Source organism: Agromyces sp. MMS24-K17 (assembly GCF_043950245.1).
Lineage (GTDB): Bacteria > Actinomycetota > Actinomycetes > Actinomycetales > Microbacteriaceae > Agromyces.
This window is the reverse complement of the sequence record NZ_CP171640.1, coordinates 729,311-751,940: the sequence shown is the minus strand read 5'-3', so window position 1 is coordinate 751,940 and position 22,630 is coordinate 729,311. Positions and strand designations below refer to the sequence as shown.

General features: G+C 73.6%; 20 protein-coding genes. 7 read left to right on the top strand and 13 right to left on the bottom strand.

Features of this window, described 5'->3' with window-relative positions; genetic code table 11:
* Nucleotides 1-26: 26 nt before the first annotated feature.
* Both ACGGZK_RS03295 and ACGGZK_RS03290 read left to right on the top strand, forming a co-directional pair.
* Entirely contained in the window at nt 27-1,718 is a 1,692-nt protein-coding gene (locus tag ACGGZK_RS03295) for an FAD-dependent oxidoreductase (RefSeq protein ID WP_395244842.1), read from the top strand.
* Between the two features lie 13 nt (nt 1,719-1,731).
* Nucleotides 1,732-2,817, top strand: a complete 1,086-nt coding sequence (locus ACGGZK_RS03290; RefSeq protein ID WP_395244841.1) for an SDR family NAD(P)-dependent oxidoreductase — start codon at nt 1,732-1,734, stop codon at nt 2,815-2,817.
* Nucleotides 2,818-3,167: 350 nt separating this feature from the next.
* Here the strand turns inward: ACGGZK_RS03290 and ACGGZK_RS03285 are convergent, their stop codons facing one another.
* A complete protein-coding gene (locus ACGGZK_RS03285; protein WP_395244840.1) occupies nt 3,168-4,142 on the bottom strand; it encodes a LacI family DNA-binding transcriptional regulator in 975 nt (324 codons plus the stop codon).
* 100 nt (nt 4,143-4,242) lie between these two features.
* Here ACGGZK_RS03285 and ACGGZK_RS03280 point away from each other — a divergent pair, with 100 nt between their 5' ends.
* Nucleotides 4,243-5,262 carry a zinc-binding dehydrogenase gene (locus ACGGZK_RS03280; RefSeq protein WP_395244839.1) on the top strand — a complete coding sequence of 340 codons (1,020 nt, stop codon included), beginning with the start codon at nt 4,243-4,245 and terminating at the stop codon, nt 5,260-5,262.
* 97 nt (nt 5,263-5,359) lie between these two features.
* Here ACGGZK_RS03280 and ligD read toward each other — a convergent pair whose 3' ends face one another.
* The 6 genes from ligD to ACGGZK_RS03250 form a co-directional block, all read right to left on the bottom strand.
* A complete protein-coding gene (gene ligD, locus ACGGZK_RS03275; protein WP_395244838.1) occupies nt 5,360-6,736 on the bottom strand; it encodes a non-homologous end-joining DNA ligase in 1,377 nt (458 codons plus the stop codon).
* Between the two features lie 88 nt (nt 6,737-6,824).
* Complete coding sequence (locus tag ACGGZK_RS03270; protein WP_395244837.1) at nt 6,825-7,889, bottom strand: NAD(P)H-dependent flavin oxidoreductase; 1,065 nt, start codon at nt 7,887-7,889, stop codon at nt 6,825-6,827.
* Nucleotides 7,886-8,677 carry a flavin reductase family protein gene (locus tag ACGGZK_RS03265; RefSeq protein WP_395244836.1) on the bottom strand — a complete coding sequence of 264 codons (792 nt, stop codon included), beginning with the start codon at nt 8,675-8,677 and terminating at the stop codon, nt 7,886-7,888. Before ACGGZK_RS03265 ends, ACGGZK_RS03270 begins: the two co-directional genes overlap by 4 nt.
* A 61-nt stretch (nt 8,678-8,738) precedes the next feature.
* Entirely contained in the window at nt 8,739-10,121 is a 1,383-nt protein-coding gene (locus ACGGZK_RS03260; RefSeq protein ID WP_395244835.1) for a pyridoxal phosphate-dependent decarboxylase family protein, read from the bottom strand.
* A 179-nt stretch (nt 10,122-10,300) separates the two neighbouring features.
* On the bottom strand, nt 10,301-10,936 hold the full coding sequence (locus ACGGZK_RS03255) for a dihydrofolate reductase family protein (RefSeq protein ID WP_395244834.1): 636 nt from the start codon (nt 10,934-10,936) through the stop codon (nt 10,301-10,303).
* Between the two features lie 78 nt (nt 10,937-11,014).
* Nucleotides 11,015-11,887, bottom strand: coding sequence for a carbohydrate kinase family protein (locus ACGGZK_RS03250; RefSeq protein WP_395244833.1), 873 nt, complete (start codon nt 11,885-11,887; stop codon nt 11,015-11,017).
* Nucleotides 11,888-12,104: 217 nt separating this feature from the next.
* On the opposite strand from ACGGZK_RS03250, the gene ACGGZK_RS03245 reads away from it, so the two are divergent.
* On the top strand, nt 12,105-13,040 hold the full coding sequence (locus ACGGZK_RS03245) for a DNA-3-methyladenine glycosylase family protein (protein ID WP_395244832.1): 936 nt from the start codon (nt 12,105-12,107) through the stop codon (nt 13,038-13,040).
* 183 nt (nt 13,041-13,223) lie between these two features.
* Here the strand turns inward: ACGGZK_RS03245 and ACGGZK_RS03240 are convergent, their stop codons facing one another.
* A complete protein-coding gene (locus ACGGZK_RS03240) occupies nt 13,224-13,682 on the bottom strand; it encodes a DUF805 domain-containing protein (RefSeq protein WP_395244831.1) in 459 nt (152 codons plus the stop codon).
* Nucleotides 13,683-13,870: 188 nt separating this feature from the next.
* Between ACGGZK_RS03240 and ACGGZK_RS03235 the strand changes: the two genes are divergently transcribed.
* Nucleotides 13,871-14,857 carry an acetylxylan esterase gene (locus tag ACGGZK_RS03235; protein WP_395244830.1) on the top strand — a complete coding sequence of 329 codons (987 nt, stop codon included), beginning with the start codon at nt 13,871-13,873 and terminating at the stop codon, nt 14,855-14,857.
* 10 nt (nt 14,858-14,867) lie between these two features.
* Here ACGGZK_RS03235 and ACGGZK_RS03230 read toward each other — a convergent pair whose 3' ends face one another.
* Nucleotides 14,868-16,028: an SLC13 family permease gene (locus ACGGZK_RS03230; RefSeq protein ID WP_395244829.1), complete on the bottom strand. Its 1,161-nt coding sequence runs from the start codon at nt 16,026-16,028 to the stop codon at nt 14,868-14,870.
* A 117-nt stretch (nt 16,029-16,145) separates the two neighbouring features.
* On the bottom strand, nt 16,146-16,577 hold the full coding sequence (locus ACGGZK_RS03225) for a winged helix-turn-helix transcriptional regulator (protein ID WP_395244828.1): 432 nt from the start codon (nt 16,575-16,577) through the stop codon (nt 16,146-16,148).
* Nucleotides 16,578-16,646: 69 nt separating this feature from the next.
* Here ACGGZK_RS03225 and ACGGZK_RS03220 point away from each other — a divergent pair, with 69 nt between their 5' ends.
* The gene (locus ACGGZK_RS03220; RefSeq protein ID WP_395244827.1) at nt 16,647-17,342 is read left to right on the top strand and encodes an LLM class flavin-dependent oxidoreductase; all 696 of its coding nucleotides are present in this window, start codon (nt 16,647-16,649) and stop codon (nt 17,340-17,342) included.
* Between the two features lie 2 nt (nt 17,343-17,344).
* Entirely contained in the window at nt 17,345-18,976 is a 1,632-nt protein-coding gene (locus ACGGZK_RS03215) for an FAD-binding protein (protein WP_395244826.1), read from the top strand.
* A 186-nt stretch (nt 18,977-19,162) separates the two neighbouring features.
* On the opposite strand, the gene ACGGZK_RS03210 is transcribed toward ACGGZK_RS03215, so the two are convergent.
* From ACGGZK_RS03210 to ACGGZK_RS03200, 3 genes are all read right to left on the bottom strand, one after another.
* Complete coding sequence (locus tag ACGGZK_RS03210) at nt 19,163-19,402, bottom strand: DUF1232 domain-containing protein (protein WP_395244825.1); 240 nt, start codon at nt 19,400-19,402, stop codon at nt 19,163-19,165.
* 79 nt (nt 19,403-19,481) lie between these two features.
* Nucleotides 19,482-20,498 carry an SDR family oxidoreductase gene (locus ACGGZK_RS03205; RefSeq protein ID WP_395244824.1) on the bottom strand — a complete coding sequence of 339 codons (1,017 nt, stop codon included), beginning with the start codon at nt 20,496-20,498 and terminating at the stop codon, nt 19,482-19,484.
* A gap of 77 nt (nt 20,499-20,575) precedes the next feature.
* A complete protein-coding gene (locus ACGGZK_RS03200) occupies nt 20,576-22,612 on the bottom strand; it encodes a DNA/RNA non-specific endonuclease (RefSeq protein ID WP_395244823.1) in 2,037 nt (678 codons plus the stop codon).
* Nucleotides 22,613-22,630: the final 18 nt, after the last annotated feature.

The following is a 22,630-nucleotide window of genomic DNA, read 5'->3' as shown; positions in this document are numbered from 1 at the left end:
ATGTCCGGTAGGATGGAGGAAGCACCATGACACACCTCTGGGACCGCGAAGTGGACCTGCTCGTCGCCGGGAGCGGCGCAGCGGGACTCTCCGCTGCGATCACGGCCGCCGACGCGGGGCTCGACGTCCTCGTCGTCGAGGGCACCGATCGCTGGGGCGGCACCACCATGAAGAGCGGCGGCGGGCTCTGGATGCCCACCAACCCGCTCATGGCGAAGCACCGCATCGCCGACAGCCGCGCCGAAGCGCTGCAGTACATGCAGGAGTCGATCGGCGACGACGCCGGCGCCGCCAGCTCGACCGCCCGACGCGAGGCGTTCGTCGACGCCGTGAACCCCGTGTTCGACCTGCTCGCCCGGCACGGCGTGAAGTGGACCGCCGCGCCCGAGTACCCCGACTACTACCCCGACCGCCCCGGCGGCAAGGTCGGCCGCGCCATCGAGGTGCAGCCGTTCGACGCCAAGCGCCTCGGCGAGTGGGCGCAGCACTCCCGGAAGGACGAGGGCCTGCCCGCCCCCGTCAAGACCGACGACATGTGGCTCCTCGTGCGCGCCTGGTCGACGCCGAGCGGATTCATCCGCGGCGCCCGCTTCACCTTCCGCCTCCTCGGCGGACTCCTCACCGGCAAGCGCCTCTACGGCATGGGCTCGGCGCTGACCATGAGCCTCATGGAGATCGTGCGGAAGCAGGGCACCGACGTGCTGCTCTCCAGCCCGGTCACCGACGTCGTCGTCGAGGATGGCCGCGTCGTCGGCGCCCTCGTCTCCACGCCCACCGGCGTGCTCCGCGTCCGCACCCGCCGGGGCCTCATGCTCGCCGCCGGCGGCTTCGCCCGCAACGCCGAGTGGCGCGAGCGCTACCACGGCGTCTCCGGCCACAGCTCGGCGCCCGCCGGCGACCTCGGCACCGGCATCGAGGTCGGCATGCGCGCCGGCGGCGACCTCGCGCTCATGGACGACGCCTGGTGGGGCGCGGCGATCCCGCTGCCCGACGCGACCGGCATGTTCATCCTCAACGAGCGGTCGATGCCGTTCAGCATCGTAGTCGACCAGTCGGGGCAGCGGTACCTCAACGAGTCCGAGAGCTACATCGACTTCGGCCACCACCTGCTCGAGCGCAACGAGACCGTCGCCGCCAACCCGTCGTGGCTGATCATGGACGCCCGGTTCCGCCGTCGCTACCTCACGCCGGGCCTCCTCATGAACCCGAAGGAGCTGCGCGAGACGGGCTGCGTGCACACCGCGAAGACCCTCGACGAACTCGCGGCCGCGATCGGCGTCGACGCCGCCGGGCTCCGCGCCACCGTCGAGCGGTTCAACGGGTTCGCCCGCACCGGCGTCGACGCGGACTTCGGCCGCGGCCGCACCGTCTACGACAACTACTACGGCGACCCCCGCGTGAAGCCGAACCCCAACCTCGGCCCGATCGAGAAGGGCCCGTTCACCGCGATCAAGATCGTGCCGGGCGACCTCGGCACCAAGGGCGGCCTCCTCACCGACGAGCACGCCCGCGTGCTCGACGAGCAGGGTGCTCCCATTCCCGGCCTCTACGCTGCCGGCAACACGACCGCCAGCGTGATGGGCCGCACCTACCCCGGCCCCGGCTCGACCATCGGTCCGGCGGTCGTGTTCGGCTACCTCGGCGCACGGCACGCGGCCGAGGCATCCGCCCTGACCCCTGAAGACCCCACCACGTCCGTCCACGAGACGGCCAACTAGAGAAGGAAGCACCATGAGCACCCTCACCGGCGACTCGTCCATCAAGACCTGGCTCGGCGACCCCGTCGGCGGGCCGATCATCCGCGAGCTCCTCGCCCAGGCCGGGCAGGACCCCGACGTGCTGCGCCCCGTCAGCCGGCTCGCGCTGAAGCGGCTCATCAAGCTCAGCAAGGGCCAGTTCAGCCAGGAGATGGTCGACCAGCTCGTCGCGCGCGCCGCCGCCGGCGACGTGCCCGCGGGCGCCGCCGCCCCGGCCGCCCCGGCCGCCCCGGCCGCCTCGGTCGACGACGAGACCGTCGCCGACATCGAGTCGGCGTTCCCGACGCCCGAGCCCGAGGAGTGGGTCGAGCAGGTCACGCCCGGCCGCTTCGCCGGCAAGACCGTCATCGTCACCGGCGCCGGCAGCGGCATCGGCCGTGCGACCGCGTCGCGCATCGCCCGCGAGGGCGGCCGCGTGATCGCCGTCGACATCTTCCAGGACCGCCTCGACGAGTTCGCCGCCGAGCTGCCCGACGCGCAGGTCGTGCCCGTCGCCGGCGACATCACGAACGACGAGTCGGTCGCCGCGATCCTCGCCGCCGCCGGCGACCAGGTCGACGGCCTCGCCAACATCGCCGGGATCATGGACGACATGACCCCGATCGGCGAGGTCACCGACGCCGTCTGGGAGCGCGTCTTCAACGTGAACGTCACCGGCACCATGAAGCTCATGCGCGCCGTCGTCCCCGGCATGCTCGCCCGCGGCAAGGGCTCGATCGTGAACACCGCCAGCGAGGCCGCGCTCCGCGGCTCGGCGGCGGGCGTCGCCTACACCGCGTCGAAGCACGCGGTCGCGGGGCTCACCAAGTCGAGCGCGTTCATGTACGGCCCGAGCGGCATCCGCGTGAACGCCGTGGCTCCTGGCCCGACCATCACCAACATCGAGGCGAAGTTCGCGTCGCCGCTGGGCGCCGAGCGCGTGCAGCTCGCGATGACGATCCTCCCCGACGCGGCGGAGGCCGAGGCGCTCGCCGCCTCGATCACCTTCCTGTTGAGCGACGACGGCGTGAACATCAACGGCGTCGTGCTCCCGTCGGACGGCGGCTGGTCGGCCGCCTGATCGGCCGCACCTGACGCGGGCGCCCCTCCCGGCGCCCGCGTCGCGGGCCCGGATCGCGGTTCCCCCTTCCAAGCAGGCGATCCGGGCCCGCCTTCGCGCGCGCGTGCGGATCGGCAGGCGTCGCGCCGGATGCCCCGTCCGGATGCCGCGGGCCGAGCCGCCCTCCAACGGCCGGCCGGCCGTCGCGTACTGCAGGAGATTCGGCCCCATCCCCGCCGTGGGAGGGGGATACCGACGAATCTCCTGCATTGCGCGCACTGATCACCCCGTCCGGCTCGTGCAGCGGACGGCGCGCGGCGGGCGGATCGGCAGGCGTGGCGCCGGCCGGTGGGCGAGCGGATGCCCCGCCGTCAGGTCGTGGCGCGCTGCACGACGACCGCCGGGCCGGGATCGGCGTCGCCGGCCGGCAGGCCGAGGAGCGTCCGGGCGGCCCGTCGGCCGAACGCCGCGGCGTCGATCCGCAGCGTCGTGAGCGCCGGGCGCCAGAGGGCGCCGTGCCCCGTGTCGTCGAAGCCGATCACGGCGAGGCGGTCGGGTACGGCGATGCCGAGTGCGGCCGCCGCGCCGAGCACGCGCAGCGCCGTGTCGTCGTCGAGCGCCGCCACGGCGGTGACGGCGGGGTGCGCCTCGAGCACGCCGGCGAGGGCCGAGGCATCCGCGTCGCCGTCGGGGGTGGCCGTCAGCCCGAGCAGCTCGACCGGGTCGATCCCGAGGTCGGCGGCCGCGCGGCGGGCGTACCCGATGCGCAGCGCGGCGAGCCGGCCGAGCGCGGCGTCGTCGGGCACGGCCATGGCGATGGTGCGGTGCCCGCGTTCGGCGAGGTGGCGCACCTGCACCGCCGTGTGCGCGGCGATGCCGTCGGTCCAGCCGCCGTCGGCGACGGCGTCGCCGGAGTCGCCGGAGGGCGTGTCGGCGCCGCCCTCGGCGTCGTCGAAGTAGATCCGGTCGAGGTCGAGCACGGCACGCGGCGAGATCGTCGTGACGAGCTGGGCGACGTCGTCGTTGCCGGCCCGGTATCGCACGAGCAGGGTGTGTCCGTGCCGGCCGAGTTCCGCGTCGAGGCCGTCGATGAAGGCCGCGAGGCTGCCGCGGCCGTGCGGCATCCTGGCGACGTTGAGCACGACGATGCGGGATGCGCCCTCCCGCAGCGCGCGCGCGACCCCGTGCGGCACGTACCCGAGCTCGGCGGCCGCCGCGCGCACCCGCTCGCGGGTGGCCTCGGGGATGGTCTGGTCGGGCCGGTCGTTGAGCACGAAGCTGACCGTCGCGGGGGAGACGCCGCTGGCGCGGGCGACCTCCTTCATGGTGACGCGTCGGCCGGGCATGGCACTCAGGCTATCCCGCTCCCAGCGATCACTAATTCGATTTAGTTATGATGTCCGCGTCGCCGGCCCATCCCGCCGGCGGGAAACGAGGAGACAGTCGATGAAGACGATCATGGTCACCGGCCCCGGCACCACCGGCGTCGTTGAGACCCCCGAGCCCGTGGCGGGCGCCGACGACGTGCTCGTGCGCATCCGCGCCTGCGGAATCTGCGGGTCCGACCACATGTACACGATGTACGGCGGCATCCCGCCGCGCCAGGGCGCGACGCCCCTCGGGCACGAGCCCGCCGGCGAGGTCGTCGAGGTCGGCGCGAACGTCGAGGGCGTGCAGGTCGGCGACCACGTCGTGATCAACCCGATGGCCGCGTCCGACGGCATCATCGGGTCGGGCGGTGCGCAGGGCGCGTTCTCCCCGCTCGTCGTGCTCCTCGACGCGAAGCCCGGCGTGCACTTCCGGGTCATCCCCGGCCACATCCCGTTCGAGGTCGCCGCGCTCAACGAGCCGATGGCCGTCGCCCGCCACGCCGTGAACCGCTCGGGCGCGACCGCCGGCGAACGGGCCGTGGTCTTCGGGGCCGGGCCGATCGGCCTCGGCGCGCTGCTCTCGCTCAAGGCCAAGGGCGTCGAGCACGTGGTCGTCGTCGACATCCTGCCGAACCGCCTCGAGAAGGCCCTCGCCATCGGCGCGGACGCGGTCGTGAACTCCGCCGAGGAGGACGTCGCCGCCCGCCTCATCGAACTGCAGGGCGCGGCGCCCGCGGTCGTCGGCCAGCGCGGGGCTCGCCCCGCCACCGACGTCTACCTCGACGCCGCCGGGGCACCCGCCGTGGTGCAGACCGTGCTCGCCATCGCGAAGCAGGGCGCGCGGCTCACCATTCCCGCCGTGCACAAGAAGCCCGTCGAGGTCGACTTCGGCGCCATCCTCACGACCGAGATCTCGATCATCATGTCGATGGGCTACCCGACCGAGATCTTCGAGGTCACCGACGACCTCATCGCGAACTGGGAGAAGTACCGGCTGATCATCAGCGACCGGTTCCCCGTCGACGACGTGCTGCACGCCCTCGAGGTCGCTGCGACGCCCGGCGCGGCCGACAAGGTGATGGTCCTGCTCGACTGAGGCCGCCCTCCACGTCCGGCCGGCCGTCGCGTACTGCAGGAGATTCGACCCCATCCCCGCCGTGGGAGGGGGATAGCGACCAATCTCCTGCAGTACGTCAGCGCGCCGCGCCGGGTGCGCCCGCCCCGCCCGGGCCGCCAGGCCCGCCCGGCCAGGCCTTGCCCGCCCCGCCCGCCCCGCCCGGGCCGCCCGGCCAGGCCTTGCCCGCCCACGGGTCGTAGTCGGCCTCCAACGCCTCCTGCTCCGGACGCTCGCCCTCGGGAACGTGCTGCAGGTTCACCCGCACGCGGTACCAGAGCGAGCTCGAGCCCCGCATCCCGTCGACGAGCACGTCGGCCGGGTGCAGCTTCGCCGAGGCATCCGGATGCTTCGCCTTCCACCGCTCGAGCGCCTCGAGCGCCTCGGGCTTGGTCGCGGTGCGTGCGACCTCGATGAGCGGCATGGTCGACTGCCGCCGGCCGGATGCCCCGCCCGAGGCATCCCCGCCGCCCGCGCCTGAGCCGCGCCCGCCCGACCCGCCCGCCTCCGACCCGCGCGGCGCCTTCTCCGCCGGCCCGAGCTCCTCCGCGAGCCGCAGCAGCCCCTCGAGCGACCCGACCGCCGAGGCGAGGTCGATCCCGGCGTGCGGGTCGCCGCGCTCGGCGAACCGCTCCAGCACGGTCGGCACGGTGAAGGCCTCGGGGCGGATGCCGCGCACCTCGTCCCACGCGAGCGGCGTCGACACCCGCGCGTCGGGGAGCGGGCGCACCGAGTACGCCGAGGCGACGGTGCGGTCCTTCGCGTTCTGGTTGAAGTCGACGAACACGCTCTCGCCGCGCTCCTCCTTCCACCAGCGAGCGGTCGCGAGCCCGGGCGCGCGGCGCTCCACCTCGCGGGCGAGCGTCTCGGCGGCGAGCCGCACGTCGCGGTACTCCCACTTCGGCTCGATGCGCACGTTCAGGTGCATGCCGCGCGAGCCCGACGTCTTCGGCCAGCCGACGAGCCCGTGGTCCTCGAGCACCTCGAGGGCGACGTACGCGACGTCGACGATCTGCGACCACTCGACGCCCGGCATGGGGTCGAGGTCGACGCGGAGCTCGTCGGGGTGGTCGAGGTCCTCCGCGCGCACGGGGTGCGGGTTCAGGTCGAGGCATCCGAGGTTCACGACCCACGCGAGGCCGGCGGCGTCGCGAACGACGGCCTCCTCGGCGGAGGTGCCGCGCGCGTACTGGAGCGTCGCGGTGTCGATGTAGTCGGGATGGTTCTCGGGGACGCGCTTCTGGAAGAACGCCTCCCGGTCGATGCCCTTCACGAACCGCTTCAGCACCATCGGGCGGCCGCCGGCCCCGCGCAGGGCGCCGTCGGCGACGGCGACGTAGTACTCGACGAGGTCGAGCTTCGTGAGGCCGGGCTCGGGGAACACGACCTTGTCGGGGTGGCTGACCCGCACCTCGCGGCCGTCCACCTCGATCGTCACGGCGTCCCGCCCCGCCATGCGCCCCACCCTAGCGGGGCGGGGCGCGCAGGGGCGAGGGTCGGCGGAACGCGGGTTGCGCGCCGGGCGGGTTCAGCGGCGGGCGGGTTCAGCGGTATCGGGCGAGGAGGGCGCTCGCACCCTCGGCGAGCTCGGCCACCACCTCGGCGGCCGGCCGCGCCGAGGTGATCCGCCCGACCCCCTGCCCCGCGTCGAACGGCACGACCGCCTGGTCGTCGGCCGCGACGGCCGCGGCGAACGCGGCGCGCGCGTCGACGGCGGCATCGGATGCCCCGTCGGCGAGCTCGTCGGCGCGGTCGCTCCACTCGTCGACGAAGGCGGTGCGGATGACCCGCTCCGGGAACCGCGCCGCCCAGGGGAGGCCGAGCGCGGCGTCGGCGGCGCGGGTGTTCACCGTGTCGGCGCCGTCCGCGGCGAGGATCGTGCGGCGCGAGGCATCCGTCGTCATCGCCTCGGGGCAGGCGAGGAACGCGGTGCCGACCCAGCCGCCGTCGGCGCCGGCCGCGAGCACGGCCGCGAGGGTGCGCGGCGAGCCGACCCCGCCGGCCGCCAGCACGGTCGTCCGGCCGCCGATCGCGTCGAGCACCGCGTCGAGCAGCGGCAGGGTGCCGAGTCGCGGGTCGCCGTGGCCGCCGCCCTCCGACCCGCGCGCGACCACCACGTCGACGCCCGCGTCGGCGGCCTCGATCGCCTCGCGCGCGTCGTACACCTGGGTCGCCGCGAGGGCGCCGGCGGCGTGCACGCGCTCGACCCAGTCGAAGCGGCCCTCGCTGAAGCCGACCGAGATGAGCGCGGCGCCCGCACCGAGCGCGACGTCGAACATCGCCGGATCGCGGCGGATGCCCCACTCCACGACCCCGATCCCGAACGGTGCCCCGTGGGTGCCGCCCGCCGCCTCGAGGGCGCCGAGCTGCCGGGCGAGCCCGGCGGCCGATCCGGCGCTGCCCATGCCGATCGTGCCGAGCGCGCCGGCGCGCGACACCGCGGCCGCGAGCCGCCCGCCGGCGACGCCGCCCATGGGCGCGCACACGATGGGGGAGCGCAGGCCGAGGCCGCGCGACCAGGCGGTCGCGAGCGAGGGCCGCGGGGCAGCCGAGGGCTTCGAGGCATCCGAGGGCCGCGGGTCATCCGAGGGCTGCGTCGCATCCGTCATCGCGCCGCCTCCACGGCCGCCCACGCGACGAAGGCCGGCTCGCTCGACGTGATGCGCGAGACCTCCTCGCCGCCGTCGCAGCGGCACAGCCGCACGGTCGCCGAGTCGTCGTGGACGTCGACGACCTCCCACGCGCCGCCGAACGACGCCCATCGCTCGACCTCGGGCGGCGTGGGCGCGGTGCGGCTCTTCCGGGTCCAGCCGAGCTCCGACCCGCGGTCGAAGTAGTGGCGGAAGCTGTAGATGAGCGGGTGCCACGCGTGCGGGTCGATGTGGTCGGTGCCCGCGATCACGAGCGGCGGCAGGGCGTGCACCCGCACCACCTCGGCCTCGACCATGAGGTAGCCCGGGTCGACGCCGGGGGTCATGCGGCGCACGACGGCCTCGAACTGCAGTGGGCACTCGCGCACCCGGGGCGGTGCGACCAGGTCGGACGGCTGCGAGGACAGCCCGGCCCGCTCGAACTTCTCGGCCTCGAACCGGTAGTGGTCGGCCTTCGCCTCCGGCACCGGATCACGGCCCGTCACCGCCGAGAGGCGTTCGACCGCGCGCCACTGCCGGCCGCTGGGGAAGTTGACGGTGAGCTCCGGCCGCTCGACGAGGTTCGCCGCCGTCTGCCCGTCGGCCTCGAGGCCGAGCACGAGCATGCGGCCGAGCGCCCAGTGGCTCGACGCGGGAGCGAGGTTGGGCGTGCCGTCGGCGTTCCGCGTGGCCACGAGGTAGACGGGCGTGCCCACGTAGAGCACGCTCGGCTCGATCACGAGGTGGTCGTCGGATGCATCGCTCACGCGCCCACGCTACGCCCGAGGCATCCGTGCCGCGCCCGTGTGACGGAACCTGCGGCCGGGCTCACGCCATCGTGTCGAGGATCGCCGTCAGGTGCTCGAACGTCGTCGTGGGGTTGAGGATCGCGAAGCGCGCGTTCGTGCGCCCGGCGTGCGAGCTCGGCGTGACGAAGGCCTGCTGGTCCTCGAGCAGGCGCAGCGACCACTGGTCGTAGTCGGCCTTGGTCCAGCCGTCGCGCTCGAACACGACGACGGCCAGCTGCGGCTGCCGCACGAGGGTGAAGCCCTCGCGGCGCTCGATCTCGGCCGCGACGCGGTGGGCGAGCTCGATCGACGAGGTGATGGCGTCGCGGTAGGCGGCCGCGCCGTAGGTCGCGAGGGAGAACCAGGTCGGCAGGCCGCGGGCGCGCCGGGTGAGGTGCGCGGCGTAGTCCGACGGGCTCCACTCGGCCGAGTCGGTGAGGGTGTCGAGGTACTCGGCGTGCTGCGTGTGCGCGCGGCGGCCGGCCGCCGGGTCGCGGTAGATCAGCGCGCACGCGTCGAACGGCGCGAACAGCCACTTGTGGGGGTCGACGATCACCGAGTCGGCCTGCTCGACGCCGCGGAAGCGGTCGCGGACGAGCGGCGACAGCATCGCCGCGAGGCCGTACGCGCCGTCGATGTGGAACCACACGTCGTGGCCCCGCACGGCCTCGGCGACGCCCGCGAGGTCGTCGACGATGCCGAAGTTGGTCGAGCCGCCGGTGGCGACGACGGCGAAGACGGATGCCCCGTGCTCGGCGAGGGCCGCGGCCACGGCGTCGCCCCGGAGCACGCCGCCCTCATCGTGCGCGACGGGCACCGCCTCGACGTCCATGATGCGCGCCGCGGAGGCGATCGACGAGTGGGCCTCGGCGCCGCAGACGACCTTCCACCTCGGGGGGTAGGCCTCACCGCGCTCGTCGAACCGCCGCTTCGCCTCCTCGCGGGCGGCGACCAGGGCGGACAGGTTGCCGAGCGTGCCGCCCTGCACGAACACGCCGCCGGCGCCGGCCGGCAGCCCGAACTCGTTCGCGAGCCAGGTGAGCACCTCGTTCTCGGCGTGCACCGCGCCGGCGCCCTCGAGCCACGACCCGCCGTAGAGCGCGCTCGCCGAGACGACGAGGTCGAACGCGGTCGCGGCCTTCGTCGGCGCGACCGGGATGAACGAGAGGTACTGCGGGTGGTCGGTGGTGATGCACGCCGGCGCGAGCACGTGCTCGAAGATCGACAGCGCGCGGTCGGCACCGAGGCCGGCCTCGGTGACGGTCGGGCCGGCGAGGCGGGCGAGTTCGGCGGGCGGCGCGGGCTTGTCGAGCGGGGTGTCGTTCGAGAGGATGCGCCGGCGCGAGTAGTCGAGTACGAGGTCGACGATGCGGGCGTTCTCGTCGGAGATGCGATGCATCCGCTTCGGGTCGGGCTGGGTCATCCTGGTTCCGTTCCTCGCTCGCGCGCCCGGAGGGCGCTCGGTGGCCTGAGCCAGTGTGCATCCGTGCGGAGTGGTGTGCAACTCTCACGCGCGATCGCGTCCTGACGCGCACGCAACCACGCGCACGACCGAACTTCGCGCACGGATCCTGCGGATTCGGCGTGGTTTCGCGCTCGGGCTCAGATGCCGCGATCGGGTGCGCCCATGTCGCCGGTCGACGGGCGCGGGCGACCCTCGGCTCGCGCGTAGCGCAGCGCGACCGCGCCGCTCGATCCCGTGATCGCCGGACCGTCGAGCCGGAACACCGCCGGGATCGCGCCGCCGTCGAAGAGCTTCTTCCCGGTGCCGAGCGTGATCGGGTACACCCACAGGTTCAATCGGTCGACGAGGTCCTCGCGGAGCAGGCTCTGCACGAGGTTGGCGCTGCCGATGACGTGCACCTCGTCGTGGAGCGCCGTGATGCGGTGCACCTCGGCGGCGAGGTCGGGGCCGAGCAGCTCGGAACCGGCCCACTCGAGGGTCGGGTTCGTCCGCGACGCGACGTACTTGGGGATGGCGTTGAACTTCGTCGCGATCGGTTCGTCGACGGTCGCGTTCGGCCAGTACCCGGCGAAGATGTCGTACGTCCTCCGGCCGAGCAGCAGGGCGTCGAGCCGGTCGATGCCCTCGCCGACGAGCCGGCCGACCTCCTCGTCGAGGAGCGGCGCCTGCCAGCCGCCGAACTCGAACTCGCCCTCCGGGTCCTCCTCGGGGCCGCCCGGGGCCTGGACGACCCCGTCGAGCGTCGTGAACAGATCGACGTGCAGTTCACCCATCGTCGGGCGCTCCTCCCGCGGTCGGACGGACGCCCGGACCGGCGTCCGCCCGGAATCTACGGCGGGGGCGCGCCGGCGTCAAGGCCGGCCGGCCCCCGCGAACACCGCGTCGAGCGACGGGTGCAGGTGCCGCGTCGTGAGCACCGTCGACGCGTGCGCGGCGCCGGCGCGGAGCGCCGCGTCGAGGTCGGCCCCGGCCAGCGTCGCGTCGAGCACCCCGGAGAGGAACGCGTCGCCGGCGCCGTTCGTGTCGAGCACGTCGACCGGCACGGCGTCGACCCGGTGCTCGACCCCGAAGCGGTCGATCGCCACCGCGCCCTCGGCGCCGAGCGTGCACACCGCCAGCGACGCGCCGCCCGCGATCACGGATCGCATGAACGGCAGCGGATCGCCCAGTGCGTCGGCGTTCATGAACACGGCGTCGGCCGCCTCGAGGAACGGCCGCTGGAACTCGGCCGTGCCGTCGTAGTCGTGCAGGTCCGTCCAGATCGGTCGTCCCGTCGACTTGGCCGCCGGGATCATCCGACGCGCGCGCACGGCCAGGTCGAGCACGATCACGTCGGCGTCGGCCATCGCGGCGATCGTCGCGTCATCCGGCCCCTCCGGAGCATCCGTCGGGGTCGAGAGGTACAGCGAGACGCGTGCGCCCTCGCGCGTCATGAGGTTGAGGTGGCGCTCGGTGCGGTCGGCCGGCTCGGCCAGCAGGTCGATGCCGGATGCCTCGAGCGCGGCGCGCACGCGCTCGCCGTCGGCATCGTCGCCGATCAGGGCGTGGAAGCGCACGTCGTTGCCCAGCCCCGCGAGCCCGAGCGCCTTGCCGGCGGAGGTGCCGCCGAGGGTCTCCCATTCGTCGAGCGCGAACTGCATGTGCGGCACGGGATCGGGCAGGTGGTCGAGGAGCACGATGCGGTTCCAGGACGCGGGCCCCGCGATGTAAACGCTTGCAGTCATGGGCGCGAGCCTAGCGGCTCGGGGGATCCGGCAGGGGACTCGTTCCGCTCCGCGAGTGGTTCGTCGATCCGCGTATGCCAGAACCCCCTCACTCGACGCCGATTCGCTGAGGGCGAATGGGCATACCGCGACCGACGAACGGTCTACGACGGTCGCTGGTCCCGCGTGGTCCGGATCGCTGCTACCGCTCTCTCCGACGAGACCGACGGTCAGGGGCATGGGCGACACTGGAACGGTGACCGCCGACCATCGCCTCGACTGGACGCCGCGGCATCCGACCGACCTGCATCGCACGGCCGGGAGCCTGCGGCGCGGTCCCGGCGACCCGGCGTTCCACCTCGATCGCGACGGGGCGGTGTGGCGGGCGGTCCGCACGCCAGACGGCATCGCGACCGTGCGGCTCAGCCAGCTCGACGCCGGCCGGCTCCGCGCCGATGCCTGGGGCCCGGGAGCGGGCTGGGCGGTCGCGCAGGCGCCGGAGCTGCTCGGCGATCGCGACGACCCGTCGGGCTTCGATCCCCGGATCGACGCGCTCCGCGACGCGCACCGGCGCAACCCCGGCATGCGGATCCCGCGCACGACGCTCGTGTTCGAGGCCCTCGCCCCGGCGATCCTCGAGCAGAAGGTGATCACGCTGCAGGCGCACGACTCGTGGCGGCGGCTCGTGCTGCGGTTCGGCACGGTCGCGCCCGGGCCGACGTCACGGCCGATGCGGGTGCCGCCCGCCGCCGAGACGTGGGCCGTCATCCCGGTCTGGGAGTGGCATCGCGCGGGCGTCGATCCGCGGCGCGCGTCGACGATCGCGACGGCGGCGCGGTTCGCCGAACGGGTCGAGGAGGCGGCGCGGATGCCTCCCGCCGACGCCCTGGCGCGGCTCACGCACTTCCCCGGCATCGGGGAGTGGACCGCGGCCGAGGTGGCCCAGCGCGCCTTCGGCGACGCCGACGCGCTCTCGGTCGGCGACTACCACCTGTCGAACCAGGTCGGCCACGCGCTCGTCGGGCACGACCTCACCGACGAGGAGATGCTCGAGGTGCTCGAGCCGTGGCGCGGCCACCGCTACCGCGTGGTGCGCCTGCTCGGATCGGCCGGGCTGACGCGCCGCCCGCGCCGCGGCGCCAAGATGCCGTTCGTCGACCACCGCTGGCACTGACGGGAGGCCGCCGGCGCGCCAGTTCCGGGGCGCCTGCGCCGGCCCGGGTGGCGCGGCGGCCCGGGAAGTGGCGCGGAGCGCGGCGCCGGGAGCGAGCGACCCGCACCCCGAACGCACGACGGAGTGCCGACCCCGCCGGCGGTTCCGGGGGATCGGCACTCCGTCACGAGTGCGAGCTGGTCGTCAGGCGTCGAAGCGCGAGCCGGCCGGGTTGGTCGGCAGCAGCGTGAGGACGAGGAGGATGATCCAGCCGACGAACGGGATGAGGGCGAGGAAGAAGAACCCGCCCGAGCGGTTCGTGTCGTGCAGGCGGCGCCACGTGATGGCGAGGTTCGGCACGATGACGGCGAGGCCGTAGATGCCCAGCACCACGTACGCGATGATCGCCAGCGGGCCGGCGACGATGAGGCCGGTGTTCGGGTCGTACGCGCCGCCGACCGCGATGAGGATGTACAGCACCGTGATGATGAGGTAGTTCGCGAGCGCCCACCACCAGTACTCGCTGCGGCTCGCGCGGCCCGAGAAGGTCGCGTACTTCTTGAAGAAGCGCTGGATCGCCTGGCCGAACGACGCCCCGTACAGCGGAGCGGAGAGGGGCACTTCGGCGGCGGGGGCGCTCTGCGGCGCGGGGGCGTTGCTCACGGTTCCTCCAGGACTGGGAGTGGATGTCACGGCTCCGGTTCGCCCGGGCCGCGGTTCATCATGGCGCAGCGCGCGGCACGGGCGGAAGAGGGGAGGAGTACCCATTTCCCCGCGTGTCCGTTCGCTACGCTGGCGTGACGCCGCGTGCGTCCCCGTGTTCCCTTCACCGTCGAGAGGTTCCCCCGAGCATGTCCCGATTCGACCTGCAGCCCGACGAACTGCGGGCGTACCGGCCCGACGTGGCCGAGCCATCCGACTTCGACGCGTTCTGGGCTGCGACGCTCGCGGAGTCGCGCGCGGTCGCCGCACCTCCTCGCCTCGTGAAGGTCGACTCCCCGCTCGCGCTCGTCGACGTCTACGACGTGACCTTCAGCGGATTCGGCGGCGACCCGGTGAAGGGATGGCTCGTGGTCCCGGCCGGGGCATCCGAGCCGCTGCCCACCGTCGTCGAGTACATCGGGTACGGCGGCGGTCGCGGCCTGCCGCACGAGCGCCTCGCCTGGGCGGCCGCCGGGTACGCGTCGTTCTCGATGGACACCCGCGGCCAGGGCAGCGCGTGGGGCACCGGCGGCGGCACGCCCGACCCGCACGGTTCGGGGCCGGCGTTCCCCGGCTACATGACCCGCGGCATCCACGACCCGGCCGAGTACTACTACCGGCGCGTGTTCACCGACGCGGCGCTCGCGATCGACGCGGTGCGCTCGCTCGAGGTCGTCGACGAGACGCGGGTGGCCGTGGCCGGCGCGAGCCAGGGCGGCGGCATCGCGATCGCGGCCGCCGGCCTGTCGGAGGGGCTCGTCGCGGCGTTGCCCGAGGTGCCGTTCCTCTGCCACTTCGAGCGCGCGGTCGGCCTCACCGATCGCGATCCCTACAACGAGATCGTGCGATTCCTCTCGGTGCATCGGGATGCCCCGGAGCAGGTCTTCTCCACCCTCGCCTACTTCGACGGCGTGAACTTCGCGAAGCGCGCGACGGCGCCCGCGTTCTTTTCAGTGGCGCTGATGGACTTCACCTGCCCGCCCTCGACGGTGTACGCGGCGCGGAACCACTGGGCCGCCGGCAGTGGAGCGGACGCCCCGGCCGACATCGTCGACTATCCCTTCAACGACCACGAGGGCGGGCAGGGCGTGCACTGGCAGCGCCAGGCCGCCTGGCTCGCGGAGCGCCTGGCGTAGATCCGCTCGATCAGCCGTGCACCGCCCAGAGGGCGGCGGTCGCGGCGACGACCGTCAGCGGCGCGGCCACGAGTCCCGCGAGGGCGAACTTCGGCCAGGAGATCGAGACGCCCATCGACACGAGCCGGCTGTGCCAGAGCAGGGTCGCGAGCGACGCCCACGGGGTCACCAGCACGCCGGCGTTCACGCCGATCAGCACGGCGACGAGGCTCACCGGGTCGTGCGCGTAGGGCTCGAGCAGGAGGTACGCCGGGAGGTTGTCGATCGCGTTCGCCGAGGCGGCGCCGACCCCGGCCGCCTGCAGCAGGCCCGCGAACCCGCCGTCGACACCCGGGCCGACGAGCGGTCCGAGCCACGCGGTCCAGCCGGCGGCGTGGGCCGCGTCGACGGCGACGAACAGCCCGAGCGCGAACACGAGCGGCGGCCACGGCACCAGGCGCCAGCTCAGCCGGTGGCCGCGCACGGCGAAGGCGACGAGCAGCACGGCGGCGGCGATCGCGGCCGGGATCCACACCTCGACGCCCGACACGAGTGCGGGCAGGAGCAGCAGCACGACGACGCCGGCCACGACGAACAACGGGCGGTCCTCGACGCGGGTCGGGGCATCCGGTTCGTAGCGGGCGAGGATCTCGCGGCGGCGCAGCAGGAACAGCAGCACGACCGGCACGACGATCGCGGCGATCGCGGGCGCCCAGGTGAGCGTGGCGAACGCGGCCGGATCGGTGCGGTCCATCGCCTGCGCGGCGAGCAGGTTGGTCAGGTTCGAGACCGGCAGCAGCAGCGAAGCGGTGTTCGCGAGCCAGATCGTGGTGAGGGCGAACGGGATCGGCGAGACGCGCACGTGCTGCGCGAGCGTGATGACGACCGGGGTCAGCAGCACCGCCGTCGTGTCGAGCGAGAGGAACACCGTCGACGCGACGGCGAGGAGGACGACGGCGATCCAGAGCAGCCAGCCGCGCCCGCGTGCGACGACCGCGAGGCGCTCGGCGATCCAGCGGAACAGGCCGGCGTCGGCGGCGAGCTCGGCGACGATCGTGATGCCGACCACGAAGCCGAGCACCGGGCCGATGCGGGCGAGGAGTGCCGCGAGGTCGTCGGGGGAGACGACCCCGGCGAGGAACGCGGCGAGGCCGGCCGCGAGCAGGCCGGTGCCGATCAGGACGAGACGCACGGAGGGAGACTGTAGCCCGGAATGGGCGCGGTCGGGATTCGTCGATCGAGTAGCGACCGAGCGGAGCGAGGCCGCGTATCGAGATCGGGTTCGAGGTCTCGATACGTCGCTGCGCTCCTACTCGACCAGCGGTGGGTGGCCGGCGCGGGCGGCCGCCCGGGCCTCCGCGCCCGCATCGAACTCCACGAGCGGCTGCAGCAGCTCCATGAGCCGGAGTGCCCGCGTGCTCGGCGTGTACTGGATCGTCACCGGCGTCGTCGCGCGCACGTGCCGCTCGATGAGCCCGTCGTCCTCGAGCTCGCGCAGGCGTGCGGCGAGCACGCGGTCGGAGATGCCGGTGACGGTCTCGCGGTACTCGGTGAAGCGGCGGGCGCCGCGGATGCCGGCGAGCAGGATCGCGGCGCTCCACTTGCGGCCGGCGAACTCGATCGTCGACGTGAACCGTCGGCAGGCCTCGTCGTCGATGTGGCCGAGTTCGCGCAGCCGCGCGGAGCGGCGGGCGGCGACCTCGTCGACGGCCGCCACGGTCGGATCGGGAACCCGGGTCATGCGGCACCTCCACTTACTTCGAGTAAGCATCTTACCTCGAAGCTGCGCGGTCGAGGCATCCGATGCAGCATGGACACCATGCACTACGGTCGCCCGCTCCAGTTCGGCACCTTCATCACGCCCGCGAACGACCCGCCCGAGCAGCCGGTGCGCCTCGCGCAGTTCGCCGAGCAGGTCGGCTTCGACCTCGTGACCTTCCAGGACCACCCGTACCAGCCGCGCTTCCACGACACGTGGACGCTGCTCACCTGGGTCGCCGCGCAGACCGAGCGCGTGCACCTGGCGCACAACGTGCTCAACCTCCCCCTGCAGCGGACGCCCGTCGTGCTCGCCCGGGCGTCGGCGAGCCTCGATCTCCTCTCAGGCGGCCGCTTCGACCTGTCGGTGGGCGCGGGCGGCTTCGTCGACGCGATCACCTCCGTCGGCGGCCCGCAGCGCACGCTCGGCGAGCACGTCGACGCGCTCGCCGAGGCGATCCCGATCATCCGCTCGACCTGGGACGCCGACGCGCGCGAGCGGTTCGTCGCCGCCGGCGAGCACTACCGCGTCGACGGCGCGAAGCGCGGGCCGGCGCCCGCCCACGACATCCCGATCTGGATCGGCGCGCTCAAGCCGCGGATGCTCCGCCTCATCGGCCGCCTCGGCGACGGCTGGCTGCCCTCGCTCGCGTACCTCGGCCCGGGGAGTACGCCCGCTCGGCCGCCGTCATCGACGAGGCCGCGCGGCGGGCCGGACGCAACCCCGCCGAGATCCGCCGCCTGCTGAACGTGGGCGGACGCTTCTCGCCGCGCGGCGGCGGATTCCTCGACGGCCCGCCCGAGCAGTGGGTCGAGCAGCTCCTGCCGCTCGCCGTCGAGGACGGCGTCGACACGTTCATCCTCGCCAGCGACGACCCCGGCACGATGCAGCGGTTCGCCGAGGAGGTCGCGCCCGCGCTCCGCGAGGCGGTCGCGCTCGAACTCGGGTGGGGTGCGGATGCCTCGGGCGAGACGGATGCCCCGGGCACGGCGGGCCCCGCCCGCATCCGCTCGACCGCGCAGCTCGCCCGTCGTCGCCCCGGCATCGACTACGACGCGATCCCCGCCTCGCTCGCGGCATCCGCCGTCGAACCCGGCGACGCGACGTTCGCGCGCGTCCGCTCGACCTATATGCGGGGCGGCGACCCCGGCCTCGTGCTGCGCCCGACGACCGCCACCCAGGTCGCCGAGGCCGTCGGCTTCGCCGGCGTGCATCACGACCGGGGCATCCCGCTCGCGATCCGCAGCGCCGGCCACGGCATCAGCGGCCGCTCCACGAACGACGGCGGCATCGTCATCGACCTGTCGGCGCTGCGAGCCATCACGGTGCTCGACGAGGCGAGCCGGCTCGTGCGCATCGAACCGGGCGCGCGCTGGAAGGACGTCGCCGCGTTCCTCGAGCCGCACGGCTGGGCACTGACGAGCGGCGACTACGGCGGCGTCGGCGTCGGCGGGCTCGCCACGGCGGGCGGCATCGGATGGCTCGTGCGCGAGCACGGCCTCACCATCGACCACCTGCGCGCCGTCGAACTGGTGCTCGCCGACGGGCGCATCGTGCGGGCGAGCGAGACCGAGGAGCCCGACCTGTTCTGGGCCGTCCGCGGCGCCGGCTCGGCCGTGGGCATCGTGACCGCGTTCGAGTTCGAGGTCGACGAGGTCGGCGAGGTCGGCTGGGCGCAGCTCACCTTCGACGCAACCGACACCGAGGAGTTCCTGCAGGCGTGGGGCGACTGGATCGTCGACGCCCCGCGCGAGGTCACGAGCTTCCTCATCCTCGGCGCGCCGCGCCCCGGCCAGCCGACGTACGCGCAGGTCATGGCGATGGTCGACCTGGCCGACCCCGACGAGGTCGTCGCCCGCCTCCAGCCGCTCGCCGCCGCGGCGCCCCTCGTCGCGCAGGACGTGCGGATGACCACGTACCGCGCCGTCATCTCGAACGCGGGCGACGAGTCGCACAGCGGGCAGGGGGAGCCGTCGGCGCGCTCGACGATGATCGGCCGCATCACGCCGGAGTTCGCGCGCGACGCGACGCGGTTCCTCGAGTCGGGCGCGACGTACTTCTTCCAGTTCCGGGCGGCGGGCGGGGCGGTGCACGACGTGCCGGCCGACGCCACCGCCTTCGCCCACCGCGACGCCGAGTTCTCGGTCGTCGCGTTCGGTTCGCGCGGCCGAAGCCTCGACGAGCGGTTCGACGAGCTCATCGCCCCGCACGGCGAGGGCACGTACGTCAGCTTCGACACCACGCGCGGGGCGGATGCCGCGGCGCGCGCCTACCCGCCCGCGACGCTCGAGCGGCTCCGCGCGATCAAGGCGGCCGTCGACCCGCTGAACCTGTTCCGCGACAACGCGGACGTCGTGCCGACGGCTCCGGTGATCGAGTAGCGACCGAGCGGAGCGAGGACGCGTATCGAGATCACGCACGTGGCCCCGGTGGTTGAGCCTGTCGAAACTACCACCCCCCGGTGGTCGAGCCCATCGAACCCACCCACCGGTGGTTGAGCCTGTCGAAACCACACACGCGGTCTCGGTGGTCAAGACGGTCGGGGTCGATTCCCTCGCCCGAAGCGGTCAGGCCGAGGCGCGCCGCGTGCCGACGCCCGCCTGCCACCGCCGGTGCTCGCGCGCGACGAGGATCGCGAGGATGCCCCACACGCCGACGTCGTCGGCCAGGCCCAGGGGGCCGAGCACGAGTTCGGGGATCAGGTCGATCGGTGCGAACGTGTAGACGACGGCGCCGATCGCGGCGGCCCAGGTCGTCGGGGCGACGCGGTGCTCTCCGCGCCTGACTGCACTCAGGAAGCTCCACATGCATCCCAGTGTGCGCCACGCGCGTGACGAGGCGGCCGATCGAGGTCACGCTTCGGTCTCGATACGGTCGCTGCGCTCCCTACTCGACCGCCGGGCCGATCGAGCGGGCGTGGGCGACGAGGCGGTCGAACGCGGCGTCGGCCGCCGGGTCGACGACCTGCTCCTCGGGGTGGGCGTCGTACCACTCGACGATCTCCCGGGCGCCCTCGTCGAACGTGATCGTCGTGCGGAACTCCGGCACGAGCGCCTTCACCTTCGCGTTGTCGAAGACCACGGAGTGCGCCTTGTCGCCGACGAGCCCCGGTCCCCACTCGGGCCGCACGGCCGCGATGGTCTCGGATGCCACGTGCACGAGGTCGGCCTCGACGCCGAGCGCATCGGCGAGCCATCCGTAGACCTGGTTCCATGTCGGCGCGTGCTCGCCGGTGATGTGGAACGCCTCGCCGATCGCGGCCGGGTTGCCGAGGAGGCCGGCGAAGGCGACCGCGAAGTCGCGGGCGTGCGTGAGCGTCCAGAGGCTGGTGCCGTCGCCGTGCACCACGACCGGCTTGCCCGCGCGCAGGCGCGCGAGATCGGTCCAGTGGCCGGTCGTCGGGATCAGCGTCGCGTCGTACGTGTGCGACGGGCGCACGATCGTCGCCGGGAAGCCCCGGTCGCGGTACGCCGCGACGAGCAGGTCCTCGCAGGCGATCTTGTCGCGCGAGTACTGCCAGAACGGGTTCCGCAGCGGCGTCGACTCGGTGATCGGCAGGCGCGACGGCGGCTTCTGGTACGCCGAGGCCGACGAGATGAACACGTACTGGCCGACGTTCCCTGCGAACCGGTCGACGTCGGCCTGCACGTGGTCGGTCGTGAAGGCGAGGAACTCGCACACGACGTCGAAGCCGCCGCCCGGGGCATCCGCCACCGCCGCCGTGGTCGCCTCGACGTCGCGCAGGTCGGCCTCGAGCGCCCGCACGCCCTCGGGGAGCGGGCGCCGCGACGACGAGGAGCCGCGGTTGAGGACGGTCACGTCGTGGCCGGCGTCGACGGCGCGGGCGACGCACGCCGAGCTGATCACGCCGGTGCCGCCGAGGAAGAGGATGCGCTTGCTCATCCGCCCATCCTCCTCCTCAGTGCGGGGTCTCGATACGGTCGCTTCGCTCCCTACTCGACCACCGGGACGACCCAGTCTCAGGCCACGATCTGCGACAGCCGGCTCAGCGGCAGGAAGACCGGCTCGCCCGCCGCGACCGCCTCGGTGCCCGGGCCGGTGCCGAGCGGGTCGGCGCCGAGGTAGGCCCCGAAGTCGTAGCCCGTGGCATCCGCCAGGTCCGCGACCGAGACCTGGAACGTCCGATACGCGCCGAGCACGAACCCCTCGACGGCCTCCACCCGCGACCGCCGCTCGAGCAGCTCGCGGATCAGGTCGCCCTGGCTGAGCACGTACGCGGTCGCGTGCAGTCGCCGCGTGCCGTCGTCGTGTGCGGCCGGCATGACGACGAGCTTCCAGAACTCGCGCGGCGTGCGCAGCCCGTTGGGCAGCTTCGGGTCGTTGCGGCGCAGGATCGGACCGGTGAACACGCACGCGCGGAAGCCCTCGGTCTGCGCGCTCGTGAGGATGTAGTCCTCGAGCCCGAGCCAGAGCTGCTCGCCCTGGTTGAGCGTCGAGTGCTGCAATGCGCAGTTCGTGTAGTGGAACGTGTCCTCGTTGGCGAGCCGCACGAGGTCGGTCACGTCCTCGGCGTTCGCGGCGGCCGGATCCCAGTTCGGGTCCTGCCGGCGCACGAGGTGGCCGCGGTCGATCTGCCGGTCGGCGTAGTCGTCCTTCGTGAGCTGCGCCTCGAGCGGGATGCGCAGGTCCTGGAACCACTTGTCGCCGACCCGCTTGAGCTTCACGCCGTGCGCGCCGTCGATGTTGACCGCCGTCATCAGCGGCTGCTTGCGCGCGAGGTGGTACTTCACGCCGAAGTGCAGGTAGCGGAGTTCGAACGGGCGCTCGGCGGTGCCGTCGTCGGGCTTCGCGAGCGTCTCCTCGTGCTTCGGTTCGAGCTTCGGCCACGGCGTCGCCAGTCCGTCGCCGAGGAATGCGGGGTCGAAGCCCTCGCGCCCGGCGAAGTGGGCCGCGTCGTGCGTGCCGTCGGCCGCGCCCTCGGTGCCCCCGACTCCCGCGGGGGCGGGCGCCCCGGGGCCGCCCGGCCCGCCCGCGCCGCCGTTCGGCACGAAGCCGCCGACGACCGGCCGGTCGCCGTCGGCCAGGGCGCGCAGCGTGCCGACGCCGACGGCGCTGTTCGCCACCCCGTACTGGCCCGAGAAGTGCAGGCCCACGACCTTGCCGGTGGCGAGGTCGAGGAGCGGCGACCCCGAGTTCCCGCCGAGGCTCGTGCAGTCGTGGGTCAGCGACTGCCCGCCCCCGAGGGCCTGGACGACGAAGCCGGGGGCGAACCGCTTCACGTCGTAGAGGTCCTTGAAGTACTGGGCCTGCGCTGCGGCGTCGTTGCGCGGGTCGTACGCCGGGTAGCCGACGAGTCCGACGACCTGCCCGGCCCCGGCCTCGTCGTCGGCGAGCTCGAGCGCCGACGGCAGCGCGTCGCCCGCGATCCGCAGCAGCGCCACGTCGGGCGAGAGGTCGTCGGCGAGGTAGACCATCTCGGTGACGGCGAACGGGGTCGCGTCGCCGGGGTTCGAGCCGACCTCCTCCTTGAAGTCGAGCGCGGCGCCGTAGAGCACGCCCGTCTGCGGGGAGCGCAGGAAGATGCCCGTGCCGTCGTCGGCGCGTTCCGCGACGGACTTCGCCACGTGCCGGTTCGTCGCGATCACGCGGGTGTCGCCCTCGTCGAGGATGACCCAGCCCGTGCCGCCCCACGAGCTCGTGTGGTTCAGGAACTCGACGCGGCCGACCGACGGCACGAGCGGTTCGATGCCGCGGATGAGCGCGTCGGTGCCGACCGGGAACTCGGGCAGCTCGACGAGCTCGATCACCCCGTTCTCGATGAGCATCGGCGGACGGCCGACGCGCTGCACGATCGCCTCGAGCAGGTCGAGGCCGACGGTGCTCTCGAGCGGGTCGCCCTGCCCGACCGCGTCGACCACCGACTTCGGCACGAGCCGGTCGGAGAGCCGCTGCTCGGTGATGAGCCGCTCGGCGGCACGTCTGAGGCCGGATGCCTCGTCGAGCCGCTTGCGGAGGCTTCCGCGACGAGCTTCCTCGTCGCCCTGGCCGTTGGACATGATCCGTTCCCTTCGTGG